General features: G+C 47.5%; 21 protein-coding genes. 16 read left to right on the top strand and 5 right to left on the bottom strand.

Going from position 1 to position 24,995, the window contains the following annotated elements; genetic code table 11:
• Positions 1-73: 73 nt before the first annotated feature.
• From FXO21_RS14025 to FXO21_RS14015, 3 genes are all read right to left on the bottom strand, one after another.
• A complete protein-coding gene (locus FXO21_RS14025) occupies positions 74-268 on the bottom strand; it encodes a hypothetical protein (RefSeq protein ID WP_149640655.1) in 195 nt (64 codons plus the stop codon).
• Between the two features lie 94 nt (positions 269-362).
• A complete protein-coding gene (locus FXO21_RS14020; protein WP_149640654.1) occupies positions 363-1,808 on the bottom strand; it encodes an arylsulfatase in 1,446 nt (481 codons plus the stop codon).
• A gap of 72 nt (positions 1,809-1,880) precedes the next feature.
• Positions 1,881-3,317, bottom strand: a complete 1,437-nt coding sequence (locus FXO21_RS14015; RefSeq protein ID WP_149640653.1) for a sulfatase family protein — start codon at positions 3,315-3,317, stop codon at positions 1,881-1,883.
• A gap of 369 nt (positions 3,318-3,686) precedes the next feature.
• Here FXO21_RS14015 and FXO21_RS14010 point away from each other — a divergent pair, with 369 nt between their 5' ends.
• From FXO21_RS14010 to FXO21_RS13955, 12 genes are all read left to right on the top strand, one after another.
• Positions 3,687-6,788, top strand: coding sequence for a SusC/RagA family TonB-linked outer membrane protein (locus tag FXO21_RS14010; RefSeq protein ID WP_149640652.1), 3,102 nt, complete (start codon positions 3,687-3,689; stop codon positions 6,786-6,788).
• 26 nt (positions 6,789-6,814) lie between these two features.
• A complete protein-coding gene (locus FXO21_RS14005) occupies positions 6,815-8,572 on the top strand; it encodes a RagB/SusD family nutrient uptake outer membrane protein (RefSeq protein ID WP_149640651.1) in 1,758 nt (585 codons plus the stop codon).
• Between the two features lie 138 nt (positions 8,573-8,710).
• Entirely contained in the window at positions 8,711-9,769 is a 1,059-nt protein-coding gene (locus FXO21_RS14000) for a LacI family DNA-binding transcriptional regulator (protein WP_149640650.1), read from the top strand.
• Positions 9,770-9,864: 95 nt separating this feature from the next.
• On the top strand, positions 9,865-10,869 hold the full coding sequence (locus FXO21_RS13995; protein WP_149640649.1) for a Gfo/Idh/MocA family protein: 1,005 nt from the start codon (positions 9,865-9,867) through the stop codon (positions 10,867-10,869).
• Between the two features lie 33 nt (positions 10,870-10,902).
• Positions 10,903-12,294 carry a DegT/DnrJ/EryC1/StrS family aminotransferase gene (locus FXO21_RS13990; RefSeq protein ID WP_149640648.1) on the top strand — a complete coding sequence of 464 codons (1,392 nt, stop codon included), beginning with the start codon at positions 10,903-10,905 and terminating at the stop codon, positions 12,292-12,294.
• Complete coding sequence (locus FXO21_RS13985; protein ID WP_149640647.1) at positions 12,291-13,661, top strand: neutral/alkaline non-lysosomal ceramidase N-terminal domain-containing protein; 1,371 nt, start codon at positions 12,291-12,293, stop codon at positions 13,659-13,661. The genes FXO21_RS13990 and FXO21_RS13985 overlap by 4 nt, the downstream gene beginning before the upstream one ends.
• A gap of 7 nt (positions 13,662-13,668) precedes the next feature.
• Positions 13,669-14,988 (top strand): hypothetical protein, encoded by a 1,320-nt coding sequence (locus FXO21_RS13980; RefSeq protein WP_225865684.1) that lies wholly within the window; start codon positions 13,669-13,671, stop codon positions 14,986-14,988.
• A gap of 80 nt (positions 14,989-15,068) precedes the next feature.
• Positions 15,069-16,466 (top strand): Gfo/Idh/MocA family oxidoreductase, encoded by a 1,398-nt coding sequence (locus FXO21_RS13975; RefSeq protein ID WP_149640646.1) that lies wholly within the window; start codon positions 15,069-15,071, stop codon positions 16,464-16,466.
• A 198-nt stretch (positions 16,467-16,664) separates the two neighbouring features.
• A complete protein-coding gene (locus FXO21_RS13970; RefSeq protein WP_149640645.1) occupies positions 16,665-17,993 on the top strand; it encodes a sugar MFS transporter in 1,329 nt (442 codons plus the stop codon).
• Between the two features lie 214 nt (positions 17,994-18,207).
• Positions 18,208-19,389, top strand: a complete 1,182-nt coding sequence (nagA, locus tag FXO21_RS13965; protein WP_149640644.1) for an N-acetylglucosamine-6-phosphate deacetylase — start codon at positions 18,208-18,210, stop codon at positions 19,387-19,389.
• A 6-nt stretch (positions 19,390-19,395) separates the two neighbouring features.
• Positions 19,396-20,172, top strand: a complete 777-nt coding sequence (locus FXO21_RS13960) for a glucosamine-6-phosphate deaminase (RefSeq protein WP_149640643.1) — start codon at positions 19,396-19,398, stop codon at positions 20,170-20,172.
• A gap of 45 nt (positions 20,173-20,217) precedes the next feature.
• Positions 20,218-21,600, top strand: a complete 1,383-nt coding sequence (locus FXO21_RS13955; protein ID WP_149640642.1) for a putative oxidoreductase C-terminal domain-containing protein — start codon at positions 20,218-20,220, stop codon at positions 21,598-21,600.
• 206 nt (positions 21,601-21,806) lie between these two features.
• On the opposite strand, the gene FXO21_RS13950 is transcribed toward FXO21_RS13955, so the two are convergent.
• Positions 21,807-22,484, bottom strand: a complete 678-nt coding sequence (locus tag FXO21_RS13950) for a hypothetical protein (RefSeq protein ID WP_149640641.1) — start codon at positions 22,482-22,484, stop codon at positions 21,807-21,809.
• Positions 22,485-22,552: 68 nt separating this feature from the next.
• Positions 22,553-22,819 carry a hypothetical protein gene (locus FXO21_RS13945; RefSeq protein ID WP_149640640.1) on the bottom strand — a complete coding sequence of 89 codons (267 nt, stop codon included), beginning with the start codon at positions 22,817-22,819 and terminating at the stop codon, positions 22,553-22,555.
• A gap of 209 nt (positions 22,820-23,028) precedes the next feature.
• On the opposite strand from FXO21_RS13945, the gene FXO21_RS13940 reads away from it, so the two are divergent.
• The 4 genes from FXO21_RS13940 to FXO21_RS13930 all read left to right on the top strand — a co-directional run bounded on the left by FXO21_RS13940 (position 23,029) and on the right by FXO21_RS13930 (position 24,994).
• Positions 23,029-23,451 (top strand): helix-turn-helix domain-containing protein, encoded by a 423-nt coding sequence (locus tag FXO21_RS13940; RefSeq protein ID WP_149640639.1) that lies wholly within the window; start codon positions 23,029-23,031, stop codon positions 23,449-23,451.
• A gap of 33 nt (positions 23,452-23,484) precedes the next feature.
• The gene (locus tag FXO21_RS13935; RefSeq protein ID WP_149640638.1) at positions 23,485-24,069 is read left to right on the top strand and encodes a zeta toxin family protein; all 585 of its coding nucleotides are present in this window, start codon (positions 23,485-23,487) and stop codon (positions 24,067-24,069) included.
• On the top strand, positions 24,056-24,214 hold the full coding sequence (locus FXO21_RS28760; RefSeq protein ID WP_192579218.1) for a hypothetical protein: 159 nt from the start codon (positions 24,056-24,058) through the stop codon (positions 24,212-24,214). Before FXO21_RS13935 ends, FXO21_RS28760 begins: the two co-directional genes overlap by 14 nt.
• Before the next feature lie 228 nt (positions 24,215-24,442).
• Positions 24,443-24,994 carry a DUF6932 family protein gene (locus FXO21_RS13930; protein ID WP_149640637.1) on the top strand — a complete coding sequence of 184 codons (552 nt, stop codon included), beginning with the start codon at positions 24,443-24,445 and terminating at the stop codon, positions 24,992-24,994.
• Position 24,995 lies beyond the last annotated feature (1 nt).

Here is a 24,995-nt window from a genome sequence, read left to right as displayed (position 1 = left end):
AGGACCGCTACATACACTATGCCGCCGAAACCGGTCCAGCAGGCAGTGAAAAATGGAGTTACTTCCATCGGTATTACACATTTTGCTCGCCATGGATCCGCTTTTCGCTATTAAGTTCAGCCAGGCCACAAACGATTGCGCCGACCAGGCCGCCGGTCACGGCACCGGAAAAGCCGAACAATGAACCGCCCAGCATCGCTCCGCCTCCGATTCCCGACAATCCTGCGGTAATTACCGATGCCCAAGTTGTGTGTGTGATGTCTTTCATAAGTTTGTCAGATGCTTTTGTTAATATTTATGACATTCGATTTACAAAGAACCAACCAAAATTCATTGACCAAATGATCCTGCGGCAGCTCTTTTCAATTCGTCGCCAAACTCCCAAAAGGAAACACAGTCGATGCTACGTGGGCGCGGTTCATGATCTGGCCGAGCTCTTTGGCTTTGTCGGGAAATTGCGGGGTGAGATTGGTGGTTTCCGCAGGATCTTTTGAAAGATCATACAGCTCAACCAATGCGTCGGGGTTACCCGCTGCTTTCAGCCTGACCGCCTTCCAGTTACCCTGCCTGACTGCCTGCTTGCCGCCTTGCTCATGAAACTCCCAGTACAAGTATCCGTGCTTTTTCTGACCCGGCCTTCCTTTTAATGCATCGGTAAAAGAAATCCCGTCAATACCTCGCGGAGTTGCCGCCTGGGCCAGTTCAGCGAATGTGGGCAATATATCCCAGAAAGCGCCGATATAATCACTTTTTGAACCCGGCTTAATCACGCCGGGCCAGCGCGCAGCAAAAGGCTCCCGGATCCCCCCTTCATATAAATCGCGCTTCACTCCTCTGAAACCGCCGCCGCTGTTGAAAAATTTAGGATCGGCGCCTCCTTCAATATGCGGACCGTTGTCACTCGTAAAAATGATCAGCGTATTCTTGTCCAGGCCTTTTTCTTTCAGCTTTTGCAACACCTGCCCTACATATATATCCAGCCGGGCGACCATTGCGGCAAATGTGGCCCGGGGATATTCCTGAGAAGCATAACCGCCCTTTGTCGCATTCCGTCCATAATCAATTCCCTTATGAAATTTCTCTTCAAACTTGCCTTTGTATTGCTGGAAGATACTGTCGTCGGGAACAAGAAGCTCGGCATGCGGCAGGATATACGGCAGAAACAGAAAAAACGGTTGACGGCCATCCTGCTCTTCAACAAATTGCAATGCCTGCTTTTGGATCAGGTCCGGCGCGTATTCCTTTTGATACATCAGATTCTGGTTAGCTTCCAGCACGATTTTCCGGTTATTTTCCCAAAGGTGATTTGGATAGTACCGGTGTGCGAGGCTTTGGCAGTTGTAACCGTAAAACAGGTCAAAACCCTGTTTGCCAGGCTCCCCTTCGGAACCGACCGGCCCAAGTCCCCATTTACCAAAAGCCGCAGTCTTATAACCCGACTTCTTTAAAATTTCCGCTACCGTGGTAACCGAGTCGGGAATAGGGTGCTGTCCCTCCGGTTCGACCGCCTTGTTTCCGCGGATGTAAGTGTGACCGGTATGCTGTCCCGTGAGCAGAGAAGACCGCGAAGGGGCGCAGACCGAAGTCCCCGCATAAAACTGTGAAAAAATCATCCCTTCGCCAGCCAGGCGATCAATATTCGGCGTCTTAATTATTTTCTGCCCATTGAAACCGACATCTCCGTAACCCAGGTCATCTGCGAGTATAAAAACAATATTGGGACGAGCAGGCTTAGCTGGCTGTGCCGACGAAAACAGGGACAGCAAGCAACCAGCAGAACATATCGTGAAGAGAAATCTGATCTTCATAGGAACCTTTGAAAGCACGTTGGTATTCATTGAAAAAGACATTGTGCCCGTAGTAATACTTAACAAACGTTCTTAACGCATCACCTGACCTGCCGGTCTTGCATTTTTTCCTGTCCGCTGCTGCAGATCGTCTCCCAGGTCTTCCCGTGCAGCTTCTGCTATCCTTTCCAGGTCGGTTACGACATCAGGGTGCTGATCCAGTACATTATACCTTTCACCGGGATCGCGCGTAAGGTCGTAAAGTGCCTTCGGAAAAACATGGTCTTCCGGACTGGGGCCTGGCTGGCCATTTTTACCTGGCAACGAACCTTCGTATGTCCGGCCGGGGTGCTCGAAAACTAATTTCCAATTATGCTTTCTGACAGCTTCCAGGCTATTTTTCCGGTAGTAATATAGAAATTGCTCACGGGGCGTTCGGGTATCGTCGCCTTTTAAGAGATCCGTAAAATCAATACCATCGATCTTCTCTTTCGGCAGGCTGGCGCCTGTAATCCGCGCAATGGTAGGCAGAACATCGAGCGTGGAAAGCAGCTTGTTGGAAACGCGGCCCGCGGGCACTACACCTGGCCATCGGATAATACAGGGTTCGCGCTGCCCTCCTTCAAACGAAGTTCCTTTCCCTTCACGGAACCCACCCGATGAGCCCGCATGGTCACCATAATTTAGCCAGGGACCATTGTCACTGGTAAAAATGACCAATGTATTCCCGTCAATGCCCTGATTTTTCAGTTCTTTCATAATCTCCCCTACCGACCAGTCAAGCTCCATTAAAACATCTCCGAAAATGCCTCTTTCAGATTTGCCCCTGAACTGCGGCGACGCTGCCAGCGGCACGTGAGGAAGCGGATGAGGTACATATAAGAAGAACGGCTTGTTTTTGTTTTTACGAATGAAAGAAACGGCACGCTCTGTGATCCTGGGTGTCAGCTCACTGGCATCATCCAGTGTTTTAATCTCTTTGCCCGGTTTATTGCCTTCAATCCAGTGTAACGGAGGGTATTTTGCCCGTTCCTGCCAGGGATGCAGCGGCCACATATCGTGTGAATAGGGAATCCCGAAATACTCATCGAAACCTTGCTGCAGGGGCAAAAATTCTTGTTCGCTGCCCAGGTGCCATTTCCCGAAAATACCGGTTGCATATCCCTTTGCCTTTACAAGTTCCGCAATTGTCTCTTCTTTCGGATTCAGGCCCACTTTTGAAGCAGGGCCAAATGCGCCCGAAACCCCGAGCCTGTTTGGGTAACATCCGGTGAGCAAAGCTGCTCTGGATGCGCTGCAAACGGCCTGGGCCGCCATAAAATTCGTAAATCGCGTACCTTCCGCAGCCAGTTTGTCCAAATTCGGAGTTTTGTAACCGAGTGCGCCCGTCACCGACAGATCGCCATAACCGAGATCATCGATAAAAAAGAGTACGATATTAGGCGACTTAGCAACCGGCGTTGCCGCCTGAAATCCTGTCAGTAAACAGATGATAAAAAAAGCAATGGAAGCTAAAACGATTCGGAACATAAGGAATACTCAGATTGTGAATGAAAGGGAATTTATCAAATTATCTCTGTTTTAAGGTTCCGTGTGGCTTTTTGTTTGATAAATCTACGCCTTTCGAGCTGATCGGTTACTACCAATAAATGTTGACCCTTTCACTATTATATTCTTTCATTCACATTTTTTACAAAATTTAAATAATGCTTTTGGAAAATTAAATTCACATTTATATCTTTCGGGTACGTACCCGATATTCTCCTCATCAATGCATTTCTTCGCAGTGCATTGACCCATATTTTTTACATTCTTTAAAATAAAAATCTTTAACCGAAGCACTTTTAAAATTGCCGGGTACGTACCCGTTCATCGTTCCATCCTTTAAGCCGTTAAAAAATGAAGAAGATTAAACTCTACTATTTCAAATTGTTCGCGTGTTTATTACTCCTGGTACATGCGTTTCCCGTCACTGTCCTTGCGCAAAATGAAATTCCCGTCAAGGGAAAAGTGACTGATAAGCAGGCACAGACCGGCCTTCCGGGCGTGAATGTGGTTGTGAAAGGAACTGAAAAGGGCGTGAGTACAGATGTGGACGGTAATTTCACGATCAATGCTACGAAAGAATCGGTACTCGTGTTTTCATTTATCGGATATGACAAACAGGAAGTTACGGTAGGTAACCAAACGGTAATCGATGTAATTCTCCAACCTTCACTGACCAACCTGGAAGAACTCGTTGTGGTAGGTTACGGTACCATGAAGAAAAGCGATCTGACCGGCGCGGTTATGCGGGTGAACAAGGAAGCCTATCAAAACCAGTCTATGACCCAGCTTACGGATATGCTCACGGGCACGGTAGCGGGGTTTTACGCCAATCAATCCACGTCTGCGGCAGGCGGCGGATCGCTGGAAATACGAGGTCCGAAATCGCTGAATGCTTCAACCGAACCGATGATCGTGCTCGACGGGGTGATCTTCAATGGTAGTATCCGCGACATCAATCCATCAGATATTGAGACAATTGATATCCTGAAAGACGCCAGTTCTACTGCGGTTTTCGGAGCCCGGGCGGCGGCAGGGGTTTTGATGATCACTACCAAAAAAGGAAGCAAAGGCAAAACGACCATTAACTTTTCCAGCGAGCTGGGCATCACCGAGGTTGCCAATGATTTCAAGCCCTTTGATGCAAACACATACCTGGATTTCAGAAGGGACATATTGCGTGTGACCAACTCGGCAAACCCTGAATACTATTATTTTAACCCGCAAAAACTACCCGCAGGCGTAACCGTAGACCAGTGGAGAAAAGCCAGTGCCAATCCGCAGCCCGATAACACCGACGAGTGGCTGGGCAGATTGAGGCTATTCCCTACCGAGCTTGAAAACTACAAAGCCGGGAAGGCAGTTGATTGGTACAATAAAGTAATGCGCCCTGGTTTTCGCCAAAATTACGATCTGAGCATTGCCGGAGGCTCAGATAAATTCAACTACTACTATTCGCTGGGGTATACCAACAATGAAGGTGTGATCATTGGCGATAAATTTTCGGCCCTGAGAACGCGCCTGAATGTGGATTTCACCGTGACCGACTGGTTGAATGTGGGCGTTAACACGCAGTTTTCCGATCGTGACGAAAGCGCCGTCCCGGCTGATCTGTCAGGGATGTTCAATTCCAGTCCGTACGGTTCCGAATTTGATGCAAATGGAAATGTGAACTGGTATCCCCACGATTACCCGGGCGGTATCAATCCGCTGATCAATTACTACGGCCAGGATAAGTACAGGAAGATCAACAGCTTGTTTGCCAGCATGTTTGCAAAAGTAAAACTACCGTTTGGTATTGATTACAAGATATCCTACCAGCCGCGTTTTCAGTTTTTGAAGGACTATAATTTCTGGTCGTCGCAAACGATAGTGGGCGGAAACGACCATTCGAAAGGTTACGGAACGCGCCAGGAATCTTCGAATTATGAATTCATTTTAGATAATCTTCTGCATTGGAATAAACAATTCGGCAAACACAGCTTTGACGTAACCCTGCTTTACAGTACCGAGAAAAACCGAAAATGGTATACACAGATCAGCAACGAAATATTTGTCCCCAACCAAAACCTGGGCTTCAACGGGTTGCAATATGGTACCAACCCCGCACTGATGAACGGCGATTCGATCATTACCGGCGATGCGGTGATGGCGCGGCTGAACTACACCTTTAATGATAAATACCTCTTTACAGGCTCCGTACGCCGCGATGGGTATTCAGCTTTTGGTATTAAAAATCCGCGGGCGGTTTTCCCGGCAGCGGCGTTGGCCTGGCGGATTTCCGAGGAGGAATTCTTCCAGCTCGACTGGGTGAGCCAGATGAAACTACGGGTTTCGTGGGGTGTGAATGGAAACCGCGAAATCGGTGCATATTCAGCCCTGGCGCAAATGCAGCAGAATCTGTATTACGATGGTACTAATGTCCAGGTAGGCGTATACAATAGCACGTTAGCAAATCATGACCTGGTTTGGGAACGAACGCAGTCGGTCAATATCGGTGCTGATTTGAGTTTGTTCAAAAACAAAATCGATTTCAGCGCGGAATATTATGACATGACAACTACCAACCTGCTGATGAACCGTTTACTTCCACAACTGACCGGTTTTCAAAGTGTTACATCCAATTTGGGAAGGTTAGGAAACCGGGGCTTTGAAATGACCGTCAATACGGTGAATATGAACCGGTCAAAATTGAGCTGGCGGTCGAGCTTTGTTTTTTCGCTAAACCGTAACAAAATCAAGGAGCTGTTTGGCGATTATGAGACCGTTGAAATTGACGGAAAACAGGTAACCCGCGAGCTGCCGGACTATTCTAATGAATGGTTCCCGGGCCAGGCGATCGACAGGGTCTGGAACTATAATGTCACAGGTGTGTGGCAAACTGCCGAGAAAGATGCAGCCGCAGTTTACCGGATGGAGCCGGGCGATTTTAAGGCCGAGGACGTGAACAACAATGGCGTTTACGAAGCATTATCAGATAAAAAATTCATTGGCTGGGAGCGGCCGAGGTTCCGCCTGGGACTGCGTAATGATGTTAATTTCCTGAAATACTTTACTGCTTCCCTGTTTGTACGGGCTGATCTGGGCCACATCGGTTCGTTTGCAGAGGCATTGCACCGCGGTTCCGAAACTTACGACCGCCGAAATACCTGGGCTATCCCCTACTGGACTCCCGACAACCCGATCAACGATTATGCGCGTTTGAATGTAAATGAGAACGCTTTCGGTGGTGGTGTGATGATCTATAAGCCGCGTTCATTTGTCAGGATACAGGATCTTTCGCTGGGCTATAACCTGCCTTCCGGCATTGCCGAAAAGATCAGGCTGAATAACGCGCGTCTTTTTGCTTCGGTAAGAAACCTGTACACTTTCGACAAGTGGCCGGGCTGGGACCCTGAATCGGGTTATCGCCCCATGCCGAGGACTTATACATTCGGCGTCTCAGTGTCACTTTAATGTATTGCAATTCAAACTCTGAAATCATGAAAAGGATCCCCAACATATTATTTACAGTTTCGCTGCTTGCCGTCGCTGCGCTGTCCTGTACCGAAAAATGGCTTGAACCAAAACCGCTTTCGTTCTATACACCCGAAAATGTGTACACCGACAAGTCCGGATTCGAGTCGCTGCTGATCACGATGCGGAAAGACCTGAAAAACGAGAATACAGGCAATATCAGCTTTATGGTCAACGAATTCGCCGCTTCCGACCTCGGCGCAGCCAGCGTACAGTTAGACTTTTACAAGCTCACCCCGAATACCGACAGATACTACAAATTCCTGGCGATGTTCAACTCGGCATACAGCGCTATCAAAAATGCGAATGTGCTGATTTCCAGAATAGATAATATCAAATGGAGTACAGAAGAAGAACGTAACAGGCTGCTGGGCGAAGCCTACTGGCACCGGGCGTATTGGTATTACCGACTCGTAAACACCTATGGCGATGTGCCATTTATCGGAAAAGAACTCGTTGGTGCAAAACTGGATTTTCAGACACACAGCCGCTGGACTATTTTGAACAAGATCCAGGCTGACATGGAATTTGCGGTTCAATGGCTGCCGGCAACTGCGCCTGCGGGCGCGGTTTCGAAGGGAGCGGGTAACCATTTACTGGCCAAGATCTGCCTCGCCAATTTGCAGTTTGATAAAGCAATCGAGGCGGCTACCGCTGTAATCAACGGCCCGTATGCATTGATGCAAACCCGCTTTGGCGTAGCTGCCGCAGATCCAAAACGAAACGTGATCTGGGATCTTCACCGCCCGAAAAATTTCAATACAGTACAGAATACCGAAACAATCCTGGCCATAGTAGACCGCTTCGAAGCACCTCCGGGAGCAAAATCGGCTGGCCTGTACACTATGCGGCATTATAACAGCGCCTGGTGGAATGCGGTGGTGAGGGATAGCCAGGGAAAAGCCGGCACGCTCGCCTCGGGCCCGATGTACGATTCGCTGGGCAGGGGTAACGGAAATGTTCGGCTTTCACCATTTTACCAATACGATCTCTGGAAATTTGGTAACACCAACTGGAAAAACACGACGGATCTGAGAAGAAGCAATATCAACTGGGTAGACCTGGACGAGCTGCTTTATAACAATCCGGCGTCTGTCGATTTTGGAAAACCCATCAAGCCGCAGAATATGGCTGTACTCGCGGACACTTTTTATTCGCTTTACGCGATGCCGCACTACATTACGTACGTTCCGCAGGACGATCCCAAGGCTGCGCCCATGGGCGGAAATGGCGATTGGTATGTTTTCAGGCTGGCCGAGACTTACCTGCTGCGTGCGGAAGCACATTTCTGGAAAAACAACCCGGCGGCAGCTGCGGCTGACCTTAACGTAGTCCGTGCGCGGGCAAAAGCATTACCCGTCGCCGCCGGCCAGGTCACGCTGGATTTTATATTCGATGAACGTGCACGTGAGCTTTTCGCAGAAGAACCGCGCCACTCGGAGCTGGTGCGTGCTTCCTATATAACTGCCAAACTGAATAAGGGCGGCTACGACCTGGCAGGGTTCAGTACCAAGAACTACTATTATGACCGCGTATATTCCCGCAATAATTTTTACGAGAAAAAGGTATCGTATATCGGAAACATAGCATCCATCGCCCCTTTCCACGTGCTCTGGCCGATCCCTTCGATCGTGATCACGGCGAATACGCTCGCGGTCATCAATCAGAATGTGGGTTATGAAGGTGCTGAAAGGAATATCGCTCCGCTGGAAACCATTGAATAGCAATCATTTCTTAGGCTGCATCAAAGTATAAGCTACTTGGGTGCAGCCTTTATGAATATCAGTTATCCGTACATTGCTTTATTATTTTTGAGAAAACGCTCTTTATATTGGGCTTTTTAAGCCTCATGAGAATTCCGGATGAAAAAAGATAACACTTACTATGGCGTAAAAGAGATTGCGCGGCGGGCTAATGTGTCCATCGCGACAGTGGACAGGGTGATTCACAACCGGACCGGCGTTTCAGAAAAGACCAAGCAGAAGATCAACGATATCATCAAAGAGCTTGATTACCAGCCCAACATCCTGGCCAGCCGGCTTGCTTCACGCAAGATCATCACCCTCGCAGTCCTGATTCCCCGGGTGTCCGACGAAACCGATTTCTGGGAAGCGCCACTGAGAGGCATTGATCGCGCCGAATCGGAGATCAAAAAATACGGTATCGAGGTACTCCATTATTTTTTTGACCTGAATGATAAAAATTCCTTCGAAGAACAATCGCGCAAAATAATCGGGGAAGATGTCCAGGGTGTTTTGCTGGCGCCTTCATTTATTGAGGAATCCAAAGAATTCGTGAAGGCTTGTAACAAGAAAAAGATCCCGCTTGCTTTCATCGATTCGGACTTGCCGGGGCATGATAACCTTTGTTACATTGGCCCTCATTTATTTCAGAGTGGCTATGTAGGTGCCAAATTGCTTACTTACCGGTTAAAAGAAAATCACAAAGTACTGGTTGTCAACATTTCAAAAGAGATCGACAACTATAACTATGTGCAGATCGAGAAGGGATTCCGGGCCTATTTTACAGACCATAATCAGCCCTGCGAGATCATCGCAGCAGCAATTCCCGACACAGACAACCTATCGGTAACCAACGCGCTTACCCGCATTCTGCACGAGCACGAGAATCTGGAAGCGATCTTTGTAACCAATTCGCGCGTGTTTGCAGTTGCCTCCTTTTTGAAAAAAAGCAGCCGGACCGACATTTCGCTGATCGGGTACGATTTCCTGAAAGAAAATATCCATTACCTGAACGAGGGTCTGATCGATTTCCTGATCTGCCATAAACCAGAGGAGCAGGGGTTCCGCGGGTTAATGGCGCTTTACCAGAAACTGGTGCTGGGCACTCCTGTCGAAAAGGTGCATTTTATGCCTATTGACATCATTACCAAGGAGAACCACGCATTTTATCAGAACTGATTTTTTGCAAATTCAAATATGTTAGTATATTTACGGGTACGTACCCGAAGCATTTAAGCAAAAGCTATTCCTAAACACTTTTTCCCAGACATTCTATGCATTCGCTTAACAGAAGAACATTTATTCTACAATCAGCAGCTGCCGGCGCCGGGCTGGGTTTGCTCAATTTTCAACCGCTGTCGGCAAAACCGGCAGAAGGCAAGCGCGTCGGCATAATCGGTCTGGACACTTCTCATAGTATTGCCTTTACAAAAGTCCTGAATGCTGCGCAGCCGGACCCCGTTTTTGAAGGTTACAAAGTGACGGCTGCTTATCCTTACGGCAGTAAAGACATTGAATCCAGCGCAAAACGCATTCCGGGTTACATTGAAGAAGTGAAGAAGCTGGGCGTGGAGATCGTGGACTCTATCAAAGATCTGCTGAGTAAAACGGATGTGATCCTGCTGGAAACCAACGATGGCAGGCTGCATTTGCCACAGGCGCTCGAAGTTTTTAAATCAGGAAAAAAAATGTTTATTGATAAGCCTGTCGCCGCTTCTCTGAGCGATACGCTGGCTATTTACGAGGCTTCGAAAAAGTACAAAGTCCCCATTTTCTCAGCCTCTTCACTGCGCTACATCAAAGGCATTGAAGCAATTGATAAAGCAAAAGTATTGGGGGCGGATACATTCAGCCCGGCCGTTTTTGAGAAAACGCATCCCGATTTTTACTGGTACGGCGTGCACGGTGTGGAGACTTTGTACACGGTAATGGGAAAAGGCTGCAAAAGTGTCACCCGCGTACACACACCGGATACCGATATTGTGGTGGGAATCTGGGAAGACGGACGCACGGGCACATTCCGCGGCACACGGACCGGCAAGCACGATTACGGCGGAACTGTTTTCACCCAGGATGGAAACAAAGTACTGGGCCCCTATGGTGGTTACGAGCCTCTTTTAAAGGACATTATCAAATATTTCCAAACCGGCGAAGTACCGGTAACTCCCGAAGAGACGATCGAGATATTTGCGTTTATGGAAGCTGCCGACGAAAGTAAAAGGCAAGGCGGCAAAAATGTACTGCTTGAAACTGTGCTGGCGAAGGCCCGCAAAAAATAAGCCTAAGTTCCGTCACCCAAACCCGGAAATTTCATGAAACAATTTCTGAACAAGCTTTCAAGAAGAAGCTTTATCAAACAGAATTCTTTGGCCGGAGCAGGCCTAGTACTGGCCTCTGCCGGTGCTTCCAGCGCATTTTCCATTCATAGCAGCGCGGCACAAAAACCGGCGATACTCGGCGGCCCCTCGGCATGGAGCGCCTCAAAGTGGCCTACGTGGCCGCAGTGGAACCCGGAAACGGATGAAAAGCAGGTTTTGGAAGTATTAAGAAGCGGCGTTTGGTCTCGGGCCAATATGGTGACCCAGTTTGAGAAAGAATGGGCCGCAGCGCTCGGGGTTAAAAGAGCACTGGCTGTCGTAAACGGCACCAATGCACTGGTAACTGCGATCAATCAAATGGATATCAAAGGTGGAGACGAAGTACTTGTATCGCCATATACGTTTATTGCCACCGTTTCAGCAGTTATGACAAATGGCGCAATGCCCGTTTTTGTGGATATTGACCCGGAAACGTTTCAAATCGACCCTGCTAAAATCGAAGCGAAAATCACCCCGCGGACGAAAGCGATTATAGCCGTCCATATCCTTGGTTTACCCGCTGATATGGACAGGATTATGGCGATTGCCAAAAAACATAAGCTACTGGTGATCGAAGATGCCTGCCAGGCGCATTTGGCTGAATATAAAAAACAAAAAGTAGGCACGATCGGCGACGCGGGTTGTTTTAGTTTTCAAAATTCAAAGAACCTTCCTATTGGCGAAGGCGGCGCGGTCGTAAGCAACAACGACCAGTTTATGGACCGATGTTTCTCCTATACCAATTTTGGAAATCCCTATGGAACAGCCGTAGGGTCGGTGGGTACAGGAAGCATGATGCAGGGTACCAAACTGCGTTTTACGGAATACCAGGCCGCAATAGGTCTGGCGCAACTGAAGCGACTTGATGCACAAACCACGATCCGCCACGAGAATGCGGAATATCTGAAATCGCAGATCAAAGACATCCCCGGCATTGTACCTTACAAACTGTACGACAATGTAACGAAAGGCGCATTCCACCTCTTCCCATTCCGGTTTCACAAAGAAGGTTTTAAAAACCTGAGCCGCGACCTGTTCCTGAAAGCCCTGCAATCCGAAGGTGTTCCCTGCTCGAGCGGCTACGCAACGCTGAATACGCAGCCTTACCTGAAAGATACATTTGAGTCCAAAAACTATAAGAAAATGTATCCGAAGGAAATGCTTGATATCAACCAATACAACGAGCGGAATAAATGTCCGGTTAACGATAAGGTCTGTAACGAAGAGGCTGTGTGGTTTACCCAGAATATGCTGCTGGGAACAAAAGACGATATGAAGTCCATTGCAACGGCAATCGCGAAAGTGTACGCCCACGCCGATCAGATCAAAACCGCCAGCAAAAAATGAGGGCACTTTTATTGATTTCGATGGTTTTGCTGCATTCGCTGGTTTTTGCTCAAAGCAAAGGTTGGAAAGCAGGCGTGGCCAAAGTGGCGATCACGCCGGAGGGGTCGCTCTGGATGGCGGGATTTGCTTCGCGCACCCACGCTTCCGATGGCAAACTGCACGATCTGTGGGCGAAAGCTTTGGCGCTGGAAGACGCGGAAGGAAAGCAGGCAATACTGATCACAACCGATCTGCTCGGTTTCCCGAAAAGTATGTCTGACGAGATCAGGAACCAGCTTTTGGCAAAATATAAACTATCCAAAGCGCAGATTATCCTCAACAGCTCGCATACGCATTCGGGGCCGGTTTTAGGCAATGCACTATCGGATATCTATCCGTTACAGGCGGGCGATCAGAAGAAAATAGACGCATATTCCTCGGAACTGGTCAACCAGATCGTGACTTTAGCCGGCAATGCATTGAAAGCGCTGCAGCCTGCTGCTTTGCAATCGCAAAATGGCGTCGCGCGGTTTCAGGTCAACCGGAGGAATAACAATGCTGCAACACTCGATAGACTCACCGAAATCACAGGCCCGGGCGATGCGGCCGTACCCGTGCTGAAAGTATCTGACACGAAAGGTAAAATGCTGGCGATTGCGTTCGGATATGCTTGTCACCCTACTGTTCTGGATTTATACAAATGGTCGGGGGACTATCCCGGTTATGCGCAGATCGAACTTGAAAAGCTTTATCCCGGCACTACCGCCTTGTTTTTCCAGGGCGCCGGCGCGGACCAGAATCCACTGCCCCGTCACACGGCCCCACTCGCAATTCAATATGGAAAAACGCTGGCGGCAGCCGTAGAGCGTGTTTTGAGTGAAGATATGAAGACTTTGGAACCAAAACTGGCAACTGCTTATACAGAAGTTGAACTCGGTCTTACTACCGCTCCAACCAGGGAACAATTCGCTGCATTAGCTAAAAACACAACGGGTTACCAGCAAAGATGGGCACAAAGAATGCTTGAAAAAATCGAGAAAAACGAGCCTTTTACTACCTCCTACCCTTTTCCGCTACAAGTATGGAAACTGGGCAACCAGGCGATTATGACGCTCGGCGGCGAACTGGTAGTGGATTATGCGATCAATCTTAAAAAGATATTCGGGCAGGAAACCTTCGTTATGGGCTATTCAAATGATGTGATGACCTATATTCCAAGCGCGACGATCCTTCGCGAAGGCGGCTACGAAGGCGAGGCGGCGGCAATTGTGTACGGTTTGCCCGCAACCTGGGCTTCCGATGTTGAAATTCAGATTTTAAACGGAATGGTAAACCTCGCCAAACAGGCAGGTGTGACCAAACCGGAATCCCGTGTGATCAAAAACTGACGAAATAGTGACTTATTCTAACCCACAACTGTTTTTCGAGGCACCGGCCGACAAAGGTTTTTTAACTGCGAAACGTTATTATTCCGGCTTCGAGCGGGCACATGACACTTATAATGCAATTTCCGCCGCAAGCGACGGGAAAATCTACTATGTACTTTCTTCGGATAACCACGAAATCGGCGGCCAGATGTTTGCGTACGATCCGCGGACAGACCAGGTCACGTTTATCGCTGATTTGACCGAAGTATGTGGTGAAAAAGAATCAAAAGCAATCCCGCAAGGTAAAAGTCACGTGCGTTTTTACGAACGAAATGAGAAGCTGTACTTTTCTACGCATGTCGGTTTTTATCAATTGATTGACGGAATGGACCGGCTGCCCGAAACGCCACCAGCAGGTTACGGCCTGTATCCTGGCGGGCATTTCCTTTCTTATGACCTGAAAACCGGCGCATTTGAAGATCTGGCGATTGTACCGAATGGGGAAGGAATGGTTTCGATGACAATGGACCGCGAGCGTGGACATTTGTACGGGATTACCTGGCCGCATGGCAATTTCATTCATTATGATCTGGATCAAAATCAGCTGAAAAACCTGGGACCGATTTCGGGTGACGGTGAAGCCGGTACGCCTGGCGACGATTTCCGGTCGCTTTGCCGGTCGCTCTTTGTAGATGCGGAGCTTGGCGATGTGTATTTCTCGGTGGCTGAGGGTGATATTTTCACATATAATCCAGAAGTAGGCGCTGTCCAAAAGTTGCAGAATGTGGATTTGCGGCTCGATTACTTTGGCAAATATGACCCTACCCGCCCCGGCAGTATGTCGTACAACTGGCGGAAGATATTCTGGCACCCGGAAGAAAAAGTAGCGTATGGCGTACACGGTAACTCGGGTTATCTCTTTCGCTTTGATCCCCGCAAAGAGACTATTGAGATTGTGGAGCGCATTACTTCAAGTCCCTCGAAGAAAAGCGGGATGTTTGATCAGTTTAGCTACGGGTACCTCGGTTTTCAACTCGGTCCTGACCAGGAAACAATTTATTATCTCACCGGCGGGCCTGTTTATGTGGATGGAAAAAGGCTGAAAGGTGAGAAGCAGATTGCGAAGGGAGCAGCAAAGGGTTTGGAAAATTTGCATTTGATCACTTTCCATATCCCTTCGCAAACCTACACGGATCACGGGCCTGTGTTTTATGAAGATGGAGGAAGACCGACTTACGTGAATTCCATTGCAGTAGGCGCAAATGGCGATGTATTCACACTCGCCCGATTTGAGCATGAAGGGAAACTGATCGAGGATCTGGTGAAGATTCCGAATCCATTTACATAATCAAGTTCGCAGTGAGCAGAATACCAGTATTATTTCTATTTCAACGCTTTATTTAACCAAAAATATTAAACCTGAAACCCATGTCAAGCAATTCAAAAGATAATCAAAACGAGAACATTCCGGCGGTGTCGGGCGATGAAAATAACAGACGTGATTTCATTAAAAAATCACTTGCGGGAAGCGCGATGCTGGCATTTGGCGGCGTTTTACCCGGTTTTACTCCAAAAAGCTACGCGAAGATCATTGGCGCAAATGAGAAAGTGCGCGTAGGTATGATGGGCGTGAACAGCCGGGGACTTGCGTTATCTTCCAATTACGCATTGCAGCCCAATTGCGAAGTCGTTTCCATTTCGGATGTAGACTCCCGCGCTGCCGAAAAGGCGATCAGTACAGTTAATGAAATCGCCAAATACAAACCAGCGAATGTGCCTGATTTCAGAAAGGCGCTGGAAAATAAGGATATGGACGCGCTGGTGGTAGCGGCTCCGGATCACTGGCACGCACCTGCGGCAATATTGGCTTCCAAAGCAGGCAAGCACGTTTACCTCGAAAAACCATGCAGCCACAATCCGCATGAAGGCGAGCTGTTGATCGCGGCTGCGAAAAAATACAAGAATGTCATCCAAATGGGCAACCAGCGACGCTCCTGGCCGAATGTGGCTGGCGCGATCAAGGCGGTGCATGAGGGTGTAATCGGTCGGGTTTACTTTGCAAAAGGCTGGTATACCAACAACCGCGCGTCGATCGGTATTGGTAAAGAAGTAGCTGTCCCTTCATGGCTTGATTACGAATTATGGCAGGGGCCGGCGCCGCGTAAGGCTTATAAAGACAATGTGGTGCATTACAACTGGCATTGGTTTTGGAATTGGGGCACGGGCGAGGCACTCAACAACGGTACTCACATGCTGGATTTGATGCGGTGGGGTTTGCAGGTCGATTATCCGACCAGAGTAACTTCCTCGGGCGGGCGTTACCGTTACAAAGACGATTGGGAAACGCCGGATACACAAGTTATCAACCTCGAATTTGCCAACAATACCGCGATGACGTGGGAAGGCAGGAGCTGCAATGGCCGCACGATCGAAGGCGCCAGCGTCGGGGTTGTGTTTTATGGCGACAATGGTTCCCTGCAAATAGGCGAAGGCAATACTTACCAGATATTTGATTTGAAAAACAAGCTGGTAAAAGAAGCTAAAAACGACTTTGTGATCGACCCCCTCAATAAGATGAACCCATCACAGGGACTCGACGCGCTCCACATTCAGAACTTCTTCGATGGGATTAAAAAAGGCACCGCGCTGAACGCAGAAATCGTGGGCGGACACCAAAGTACATTACTCGCTCAGCTTGGGAATATTGCAATACGGTCGGGAGACACATTGAACATTGATCCCACAAACGGACATATTAAAGGGAATAAAGCAGCTGAGAAGTTCTGGAAGAGGGAATATCAAAAGGGCTGGGAACCTACGGTTTAATTTTCTTTTTGGTCCCCGGGCTGAAGCCCGGGGCAATTGATTGCAAGCGCTATTTGCACTAACTGACTAAAGTCCGGGGCAATTGATGCAGGCGCTATTAGCACTAACTGACTAAAGTCCGGGGCAATTGATTGCAAGCGCTATTTGCACCAACGCCACAGATCCTAAACTCTTTACATTAATGAAAGCAGTAACTCAATGAAAGAAGCAACAATCGCCGTCAAAGTTGAGACCCTTAGCCGAAACGAAACCAACATTTCGATCTTTCTGATCGGGGTGATGTTTTTCATTTTCGGTTTTATTTCCTGGGTCAATTCGATATTGATCCCCTATTTTAAAATCGCCTGTGAGCTGACCAGTTTTCAGGCTTATCTCGTCGCATTCGCGTTTTACATCGCCTATTTCGTCATGTCGGTACCTTCTTCCTTTTTATTAAAAAAGGTGGGTTTCAAGAAAGGTATGATGTTTGGTTTCTGGGCGATGGCGGCGGGGGCATTCATTTTCGTACCGGCAGCGATGACGCGCACTTACGAGATATTTCTCCTCGGTCTGTTCACCATCGGGATCGGATTGGCGATTTTGCAAACTGCTGCTAATCCTTACATCACCATTTTGGGCGCAAAAGAAAGAGCGGCCCAGCGGATCAGTATGATGGGGATCTGCAACAAGGCAGCGGGCATTTTGTCGCCGATCGTTTTTGCAGCAGTAATTTTAAAACCAACTGACACTGACCTCTTTGCCCAGCTCAGCACCATGGACGATACCCAGCGCGGCGCGGCGCTTGACGAGCTGATCCGCCGCGTAATCAATCCCTACATTGCTTTGGGCACTTTCCTGTTTGTGCTTGGATTTCTGGTATTCAAATCGCCCCTTCCTGAAATAGACACGGAGCACGAGAGTGACGAGCTGGCTTCTGTTAACGCGGGTAAAAACAGCATTTTCCAGTTCCCGCATTTAATCCTCGGCGCACTGGCTATCTTTCTGCACGTGGGCACGCAGGTGATTGCGATCGATACCATAATAGGTTATGCCAATTCAATGGGGATCGATCTGCTCGAGGCTAAAGTTTTTCCTTCCTACACTTTGTTCTGTACGATTTGCGGCTATTTGATCGGTATTGCATTGATACCGAAATTCATTAGTCAGGTCAATGCATTGCGTGTGTGCACATTGCTGGGAACCGCATTTACATTACTGATCATTTTTGCAAAAGGCCAGGTCGATTTCCTGGGACATAGCGCGGATCTTTCAATTTGGTTTGTGGTGTTGCTTGGTCTGGCCAATTCCCTGGTCTGGGCCGGAATATGGCCGTTGGCACTGGATGATCTGGGAAGATTTACCAAGTTGGGCGCTTCCATCATGATCATGGGGCTTTGCGGAAATGCGATCATGCCACTTTTCTACGGGTATTTTGCGGATCAGCTGGATGTGCGTCAGGCTTATTGGGTGCTGTTGCCTTGTTATTTGTATCTGGTGTATTATGCAATTTGGGGGCACAAGTTGAGGAGGTGGGGGTTTAGCTTTTAGCTTTTAGCTTTTAGCTTTTAGCTTTTAGCTTTTAGCTTTTAGCTTTTAGCTTTTAGCTTTTAGCTTTTAGCTTTTAGCTTTTAGCTTTTAGAGGGCAAGAAGCAAAGACAATAATATACTATTAGAACAAACAGAATTCTATAAATAAATAGCTAACAACTAACTGCTAACTGCTAACTGCTAACTGCTAACTGCTAAAAGCAAACAACAAATCATGCGCACTGTCATTACTAACTGCACACTAATCACCCCTTACCGCTATATCAAAAATGGTACGCTGGTAATTGAGGATGGAAAAATTGCTGGAATTCATCAGGGAGATGTTGATGTGCCGGGTGCTGAAATCATTGATGCGGGCGGACATTATGTGGCTCCTGGTTTTATTGACTTACACATTCATGGCGGAGGAGGACATGATTTTATGGACGGGAGCGTAGCGGCGTTTCTGGGCATTGCTGAAACGCATGCGCAATATGGTACAACCGCCATGGTACCGACCACTTTGACGAGTGAGAAAGAGGATTTATTGGAAACACTGGATTTGTATGAAAAAGCAAATGCAATCAATACCAAAGGCGCGCAATTCCTCGGAATGCATTTGGAGGGACCTTATTTTGCATTGAGCCAGCGGGGCGCGCAGGATCCCCGGTACATTCGAAATCCTGATCCCGCGGAATATGAAGAAGTACTCGCCTATTCATCGTCAATCACGCGGTGGAGCGCGGCACCGGAGTTGCCGGGGGCTATTGATTTTGGTAGAAGATTAAAACAAAAAGGCATTCTGGCGGCAGTGGCGCATACGGATGCGATTTATGAAGATGTGCTGGATGCTTATGAAAATGGCTACACGCTGGCGACGCACCTCTATTCAGCAATGTCTGGCGTGACGAGGCGAAATGCATTTCGTTATGCGGGAACCATTGAAAGCGCTTTTTTGCTGGATATGGATGTGGAGATCATCGCCGACGGCGTGCATTTGCCCGCGCCGCTTTTGAAGTTGATATATAAAATAAAAGGAGCCGACCGTACCGCATTGATCACCGACGCCATGCGTGGCGCCGGAATGCCGGAAGGAGAAAGCACACTCGGCTCACTGAAAAACGGCTTGAAAGTGATCATTGAAGACGGCGTAGCCAAGCTGCCCGACCGTACCTCTTTTGCCGGAAGCGTTTCCACGTTTGATCGCCTGGTTCGCACGATGGTACAAATCGCGGACGTTTCGCTGCTTGATGCAGTAAGAATGGGTTCGACTACCCCGGCGCGAATTATGGGCGTAGATCATAGAAAAGGCACGCTCGCTGCTGGCAAGGATGCCGACATTGTGATTTTTGACCAAAATATAAATATCCAGCGTACGATCGTCGCCGGAAAAACCATTTACCAAAAACCTTACTGATCGAGAATGAAAGTTGACAATCTGGAAGTTAAAATCTTTGAAACACGGCAGGAAATGGGTGAAACCGCGGCGAAAGCGGTGGCCGACAAGATCCGTGAATTGCAGGATATCAAAGAATTTGTAAATATCATCTTCGCTTCCGCGCCTTCGCAAAATGAATTTCTGACTGCATTGAGAACCGAAACCGGCATACGATGGGATAAGGTCAATGCATTTCACATGGACGAATATGTGGGCATCGCTGCCGACGCGCCGCAGAATTTCGGGTATTTCCTGAAAGTGCGTTTATTCGATCACGTGAACCCGCGTTCTGTTTCGTATCTCGACGGGAATGCTTCCGATCTGAATGCGGAGTGTGAACGTTATGCTGCGCTTTTGGAAAAATACCCGATCGATATCGTTTGCATGGGCATCGGCGAAAACGGGCATTTGGCATTCAACGACCCTCATGTGGCATTTTTTGACGATCCTCTGGTTGTAAAACAAGTGGAGCTCGACGAAGCCTGCCGCCAGCAGCAGGTGAATGATGAATGCTTCGATACATTCGACGAAGTGCCGGAAACTGCATTGACGCTTACGATTCCGACACTATTGAAATCGACTTACGCATTCGCAATGGTGCCCGGCGAGAAGAAGGCGCAGGCAATTTACCATACGGTAGAGTCGGAGATTCAAGAAGCTTATCCGGCGACGATTCTCCGTAAGCACCCGAACGCGATTTTGTATATTGATAAGGACAGTTCAGGGAAACTGAAAGAAATTTCGTCGTACAGTCAGGCGTAGTTTCGTTTTGAAACTATCTTGCAATTATTACCTCAATCCATTCAAATGAAAAAAGAACTCTTGACAATCGCTTTATTGAGCGCAATGGTATTTAATCAGAGCTGTAATTCGAAGAAAGAGGAAGCAAGTGACGAGGCGACGAAAAAACCGCTGAGTCTGATCGTAGTCGAGCCGGGTCATTTCCACGCGGCTTTGGTACAGAAATCAATGTATGACGATGTCGATTCGGTGGCTTATGTCTATGCAACCGAAGGTCCGGACGTGAAAGCTTATCTTGACAAAGTGGAGAAATACAACGCTGCTCCCGAAAATCCGACGCATTGGAAAGAAGAAGTATACACCGGCGCAGATTTCATGGACAAAATGCTGGCCGAGAAAAAGGGAAATGTGGTGGTTCTGGCTGGTAATAATCAGAAAAAGACCGATTACATTAAAAAATCCGTCGACGCAAGCCTTAACGTATTGGCCGACAAACCAATGGCGATTGATGCGGCAGGTTTTGATAAGTTGAAAGAAGCATTCGCCAGTGCGGAGAAGAACAAAGTGTTGCTGTACGATATCATGACCGAGCGTTATGAGATCACCAATACTTTGCAGCGCGAGTTGGCTTCCATTCCGGCGATTTTCGGAGAGCTGCAAAAAGGTACTCCTGAAAATCCGGCGGTGGTGAAGGAAAGTGTGCACCATTATTTCAAATACATTTCCGGCGAGCCACTCGTGCGCCCGACCTGGTTTTTTGATGTGGCCCAGCAAGGCGAAGGAATGGTGGACGTTACTACGCACTTGGTCGACCTGGTTCAATGGAGTGCGTTTCCTGATGTGTCTCTGGATTACAAAAAAGACATTGAGCTGCTGAATGCAAAACGCACTGCTACGCAACTGACACCCTCGCAATTCAAGCTCGTCACCAAAAGCGAAACTTTTCCTGATTTCCTGAAAAAGGATGTGAAGGATACTGTTTTGAATGTGTATTCAAATGGCGAGATGACTTACAAGCTGAAAGGTGTGCACGCGAAAGTATCCGTTCTGTGGAACTTCCAGGCCCCGGAAGGTACCGGCGACACGCATTACTCGATTATGAAAGGCTCGAAAGCAAACCTGATCGTGCGCCAGGGTAAAGACCAGAAATACAAGCCTGTTTTGTTTATTGAAAATACCGATAAGTCGAAAGCTTACGAAGATGGCGTTGCGGCGGCGTTCAAGGCTGTTTCAGATAAATATCCGGGTGTGGAATTGAAGAAGATTGCGGCGGGTTGGGAGATTACGATTCCTGCGAAATACGATACTGGTCACGAATCGCACTTCGCGCAGGTAGCGAATGCTTATATGGGATTTCTCAAAGCGGGCAAATTGCCTGAGTGGGAGGTTCCGAATATGATTGCGAAATATTGGTTGACGACAGAGGCGCTGAAGAAGGCGAAGAAATAGGCATCTGGGCGATGCCGATGCCCTGTGCCCGTTGGCTGAAGCCGACGGAAATTGATTCAATAACCGTCTGCTTTAGCTGACGGAAAAAAGCGAGCGAACATCTTGATGCCAGGACTGGCGCAGTGATGTTGCTCGCTTTTTGTTTAAAACAAATTCAACTGCTTGTCCGCCCTTTCCCAGCATAGGGAGCTCAATATCGATCCTACTTACCTCTTCCCCCGAAACAACGCCACCCCAACTTTCCCAAACAAACCCCTACCTGAAACGCCGCTCATCTTATCGCTCCGTTTTGAAACCATCAAATCGTCTCTATACTCCGCCGAAATGGTTAGTCGCGACCATTTGAGACCGGCCGAGGCTGATGCAACCGGAGCGACGCGCTGAAAGCCAAAAACATTTTTGACCGCTATATCCGCTATCTCACCATAGCCGGCTTTGCGCTGCACGATTGAGAGGAAGAAATTCCCGCCCAGTTTGCCGTCCACAAAAACCTTCAAGCGTGATTCCGGATTCAAATAAAGCCGCATGCCCGCATCCGCTGCAATCCTGTGATGCAGTTCCCGGATATAATAATGCGATGTGGTTTGGCTGGGATAATGAAAAAGCTGCGGGTGAATTTTCTTTTGCGCATAACCCGCCTGCCCCAGTACAGACCAGCGCGTATTCAACGACCTTTCAAAATAGAAACCCGCGCCCCACGAGCGGCTGGAAGAAAAATCCGTGATCAAACCCTCGTAATTGATTTCAGGCGCGTAACTTTTATGATACCAATCGCGCCCATATTCGCCCTGGACACCCAACTCCCAAGCCGGGGCTTTCTGCGCTTTTGCAGAAAAAGAAAGGAAAATGACAGCCGCCACCAAAATCGTAGAAAACTTGCTCATACACATTTACAGAAAAAGGTCAAACACATTGATTCCGAATGCTATATAATCATTTTTGTTCAAAATTTTTACTTTTTACCTGACGACGAATCCCCCACCCTGATCTCCTCCACATGCTCAAAAAATTCCAGCAACTCTTTGAAGGAAAAGTAAGTGTGATGCAATTCCGGTGCGTGGCCCAACTCTTGCAAGCCGAGAATGTATCCGTCAAACATCGCCCAGAGTTGCTCATTCCAGCGCTCCGCGGTGCTACTGCTCAATAAATCACGCACCATTTGTCCGTACGCCAGTAATACCGCGTCCGAGGGATCGGTCATGTGTGTTTTTGTGTTCATTTTTTCGGGTTTTTAATGTGTGAAATAATTTGTCGCCCATGATGGCGGCTGGGCGGCCGGAGCTTCTCACTCCCGCGCCACAAAGCACGGCTTCCGGTGAAAGGTACCCAACTTGCCCGGCGGGTATCTTACATCCAATGCAAGTAAATTACCCAAAAATTTAACGATGGATTTATATAAATTGCCTTTTCAACGAAACCCATTTCCGCATGACACCCACTACCTCCAACCCGAAGATCCATGAGGGCCGCAATTTGAAACGCTTCCGGGAAATGCTCGGAATCAAACAAGATTTCCTCGCCTTCGAGCTCGGCGAAGAATGGAACCAGCAAAAGATCTCGCTCCTCGAACAAAAAGAAAAGATCGATTCCGACATTTTGGAGCAGGTTTCGGCGATACTTAAAATACCAGCTGAGGCAATTCGGAATTTTGATGAGGATCAAGCCATTAACATTATCTCCAATACATTCCACGATCAGGCATATCTTGGAAATCCGCATTCAACTTTCACCGTCAATTCAATCGCCGAAATAAGAAGATTACACGATGAGAAAATGGAGCTTTATGAACGGATGTTGAAGGAGAAGGACGAGATGATGGGGAGGTTGGAGCGGTTGATTGGGGGGAAATAAACTTGTCGCGATAACCGTGCATTCTTCAATACAATGCTAGAAAAGAATCTATATATCATTGCGGGTTGTAACGGTGCTGGAAAAACAGCCGCCTCGTTTGCTATACTACCAGAGATTTTAGACTGCAAAGAATTCGTAAATGCGGATGAAATTGCCAAGGGAGTGTCTCCATTTCAACCAGAAAAAGTTGAACTAGAAGCCGGGCGAATTATGTTAGGCAGGGTTAATGAACTACTGAACGGAAATGACAGTTTTGCATTTGAGACGACATTATCTACACGAAGCTATAAGCCCAAAATTGAAGAGGCGAAGAAAAAAGGCTTTATAGTAACGTTGATTTTTTACTGGCTCAATGATGTTGAATTAGCGAAAGAGCGTGTCCGCATGAGAGTTTCAGAAGGTGGGCACAATATTGAGCCTGATGTGATTGAAAGGCGGTATGTAAAAGGAATCAAGAATTTATTTGATATCTACTTACCAATAGTTGATCTTGCTTTCATAATTGACAATTCCTTTGAAGACGAAGAATTAATCGCAAAAAGATCAAGAGATTATAGTTTAAATGTATTTCAAAAAGACAAATTTAATCAGCTTCGCAATTTTTATGAGCGTATTTGAAAAAGAGCTAGCATTGCAAGAAAAAATTTTATTGGGAATAAAAAGAACTCATGAGAAAGTTGTTGAGTTCAAGAAGCAAAAAGGCACTCCACTAGTTGTGATGAGAGGGAGCGAAATTGTTAAAATTAAACCTTGGGAAAAGTGAATCGTGCGCTTCAAGTAAAAATATTGGGACGCAAACTATGAGTAAAAACGTATTTACTATTTGATTAAGACACGATCTTGCATCTTGTAATTACATAAAAAATAGAACTTGGGGCCAGCAACATCTTCTAAGTGTTGCTACCGCTTAATAAGTATCTGGTTGAAACCTTTGTTGATGGAAAGTTTTTTGTTTGCTTATGTATTTTACCATCCTCTATATACATAACCAATGCCTATTCCTGATTTTGACCACAACTATGTACTTCCTCCACACCTTGGTGACCCAGTAAACAGAAATCATCTATCACCGTACCCTTGTACAAGTATTGAGCTCTGCCAAAAGTTCTCACATTCAGCTACCCGAGTAAGAATCCTGAAAAACTTCCTAAGTTTCAGAGAACAGTTGACTAATCACAGAGTAATCTTTGGATTTCAATGGCTTGACGGAAGCTTTTTGACAGACATTGAAACAATTGAAAGACGGCCGCCCAGAGATTTGGATGTAGTAACCTTTTTTGGTGGGATTTCAATAGCAGATCAGCAAACTATTTTAACCTCCTTCCCCGAATTTGGAAGCTCCCAGCTGGCGAAGGCTAATTATTTGTTAGATCATTATGCAGTTGATTATGCTTTTCGGCCAGAAGTAACAGTCGAACAAACACGTTATTGGATTCAACTATTTACACATTCTAGACTTGGAGTATGGAAAGGAATGTTACGAATTCCTCTAAATACACCAAATGACGATCGTACCGCGTTAGATTATTTAAATAGTTTGTGAT

It is taken from the genome of Dyadobacter sp. UC 10, assembly GCF_008369915.1.
In the GTDB taxonomy this organism is placed as follows: domain Bacteria; phylum Bacteroidota; class Bacteroidia; order Cytophagales; family Spirosomataceae; genus Dyadobacter.
The sequence above is the reverse complement of the archived record's forward strand: the minus strand, read 5'-3'. Positions and strand labels throughout refer to the sequence as shown.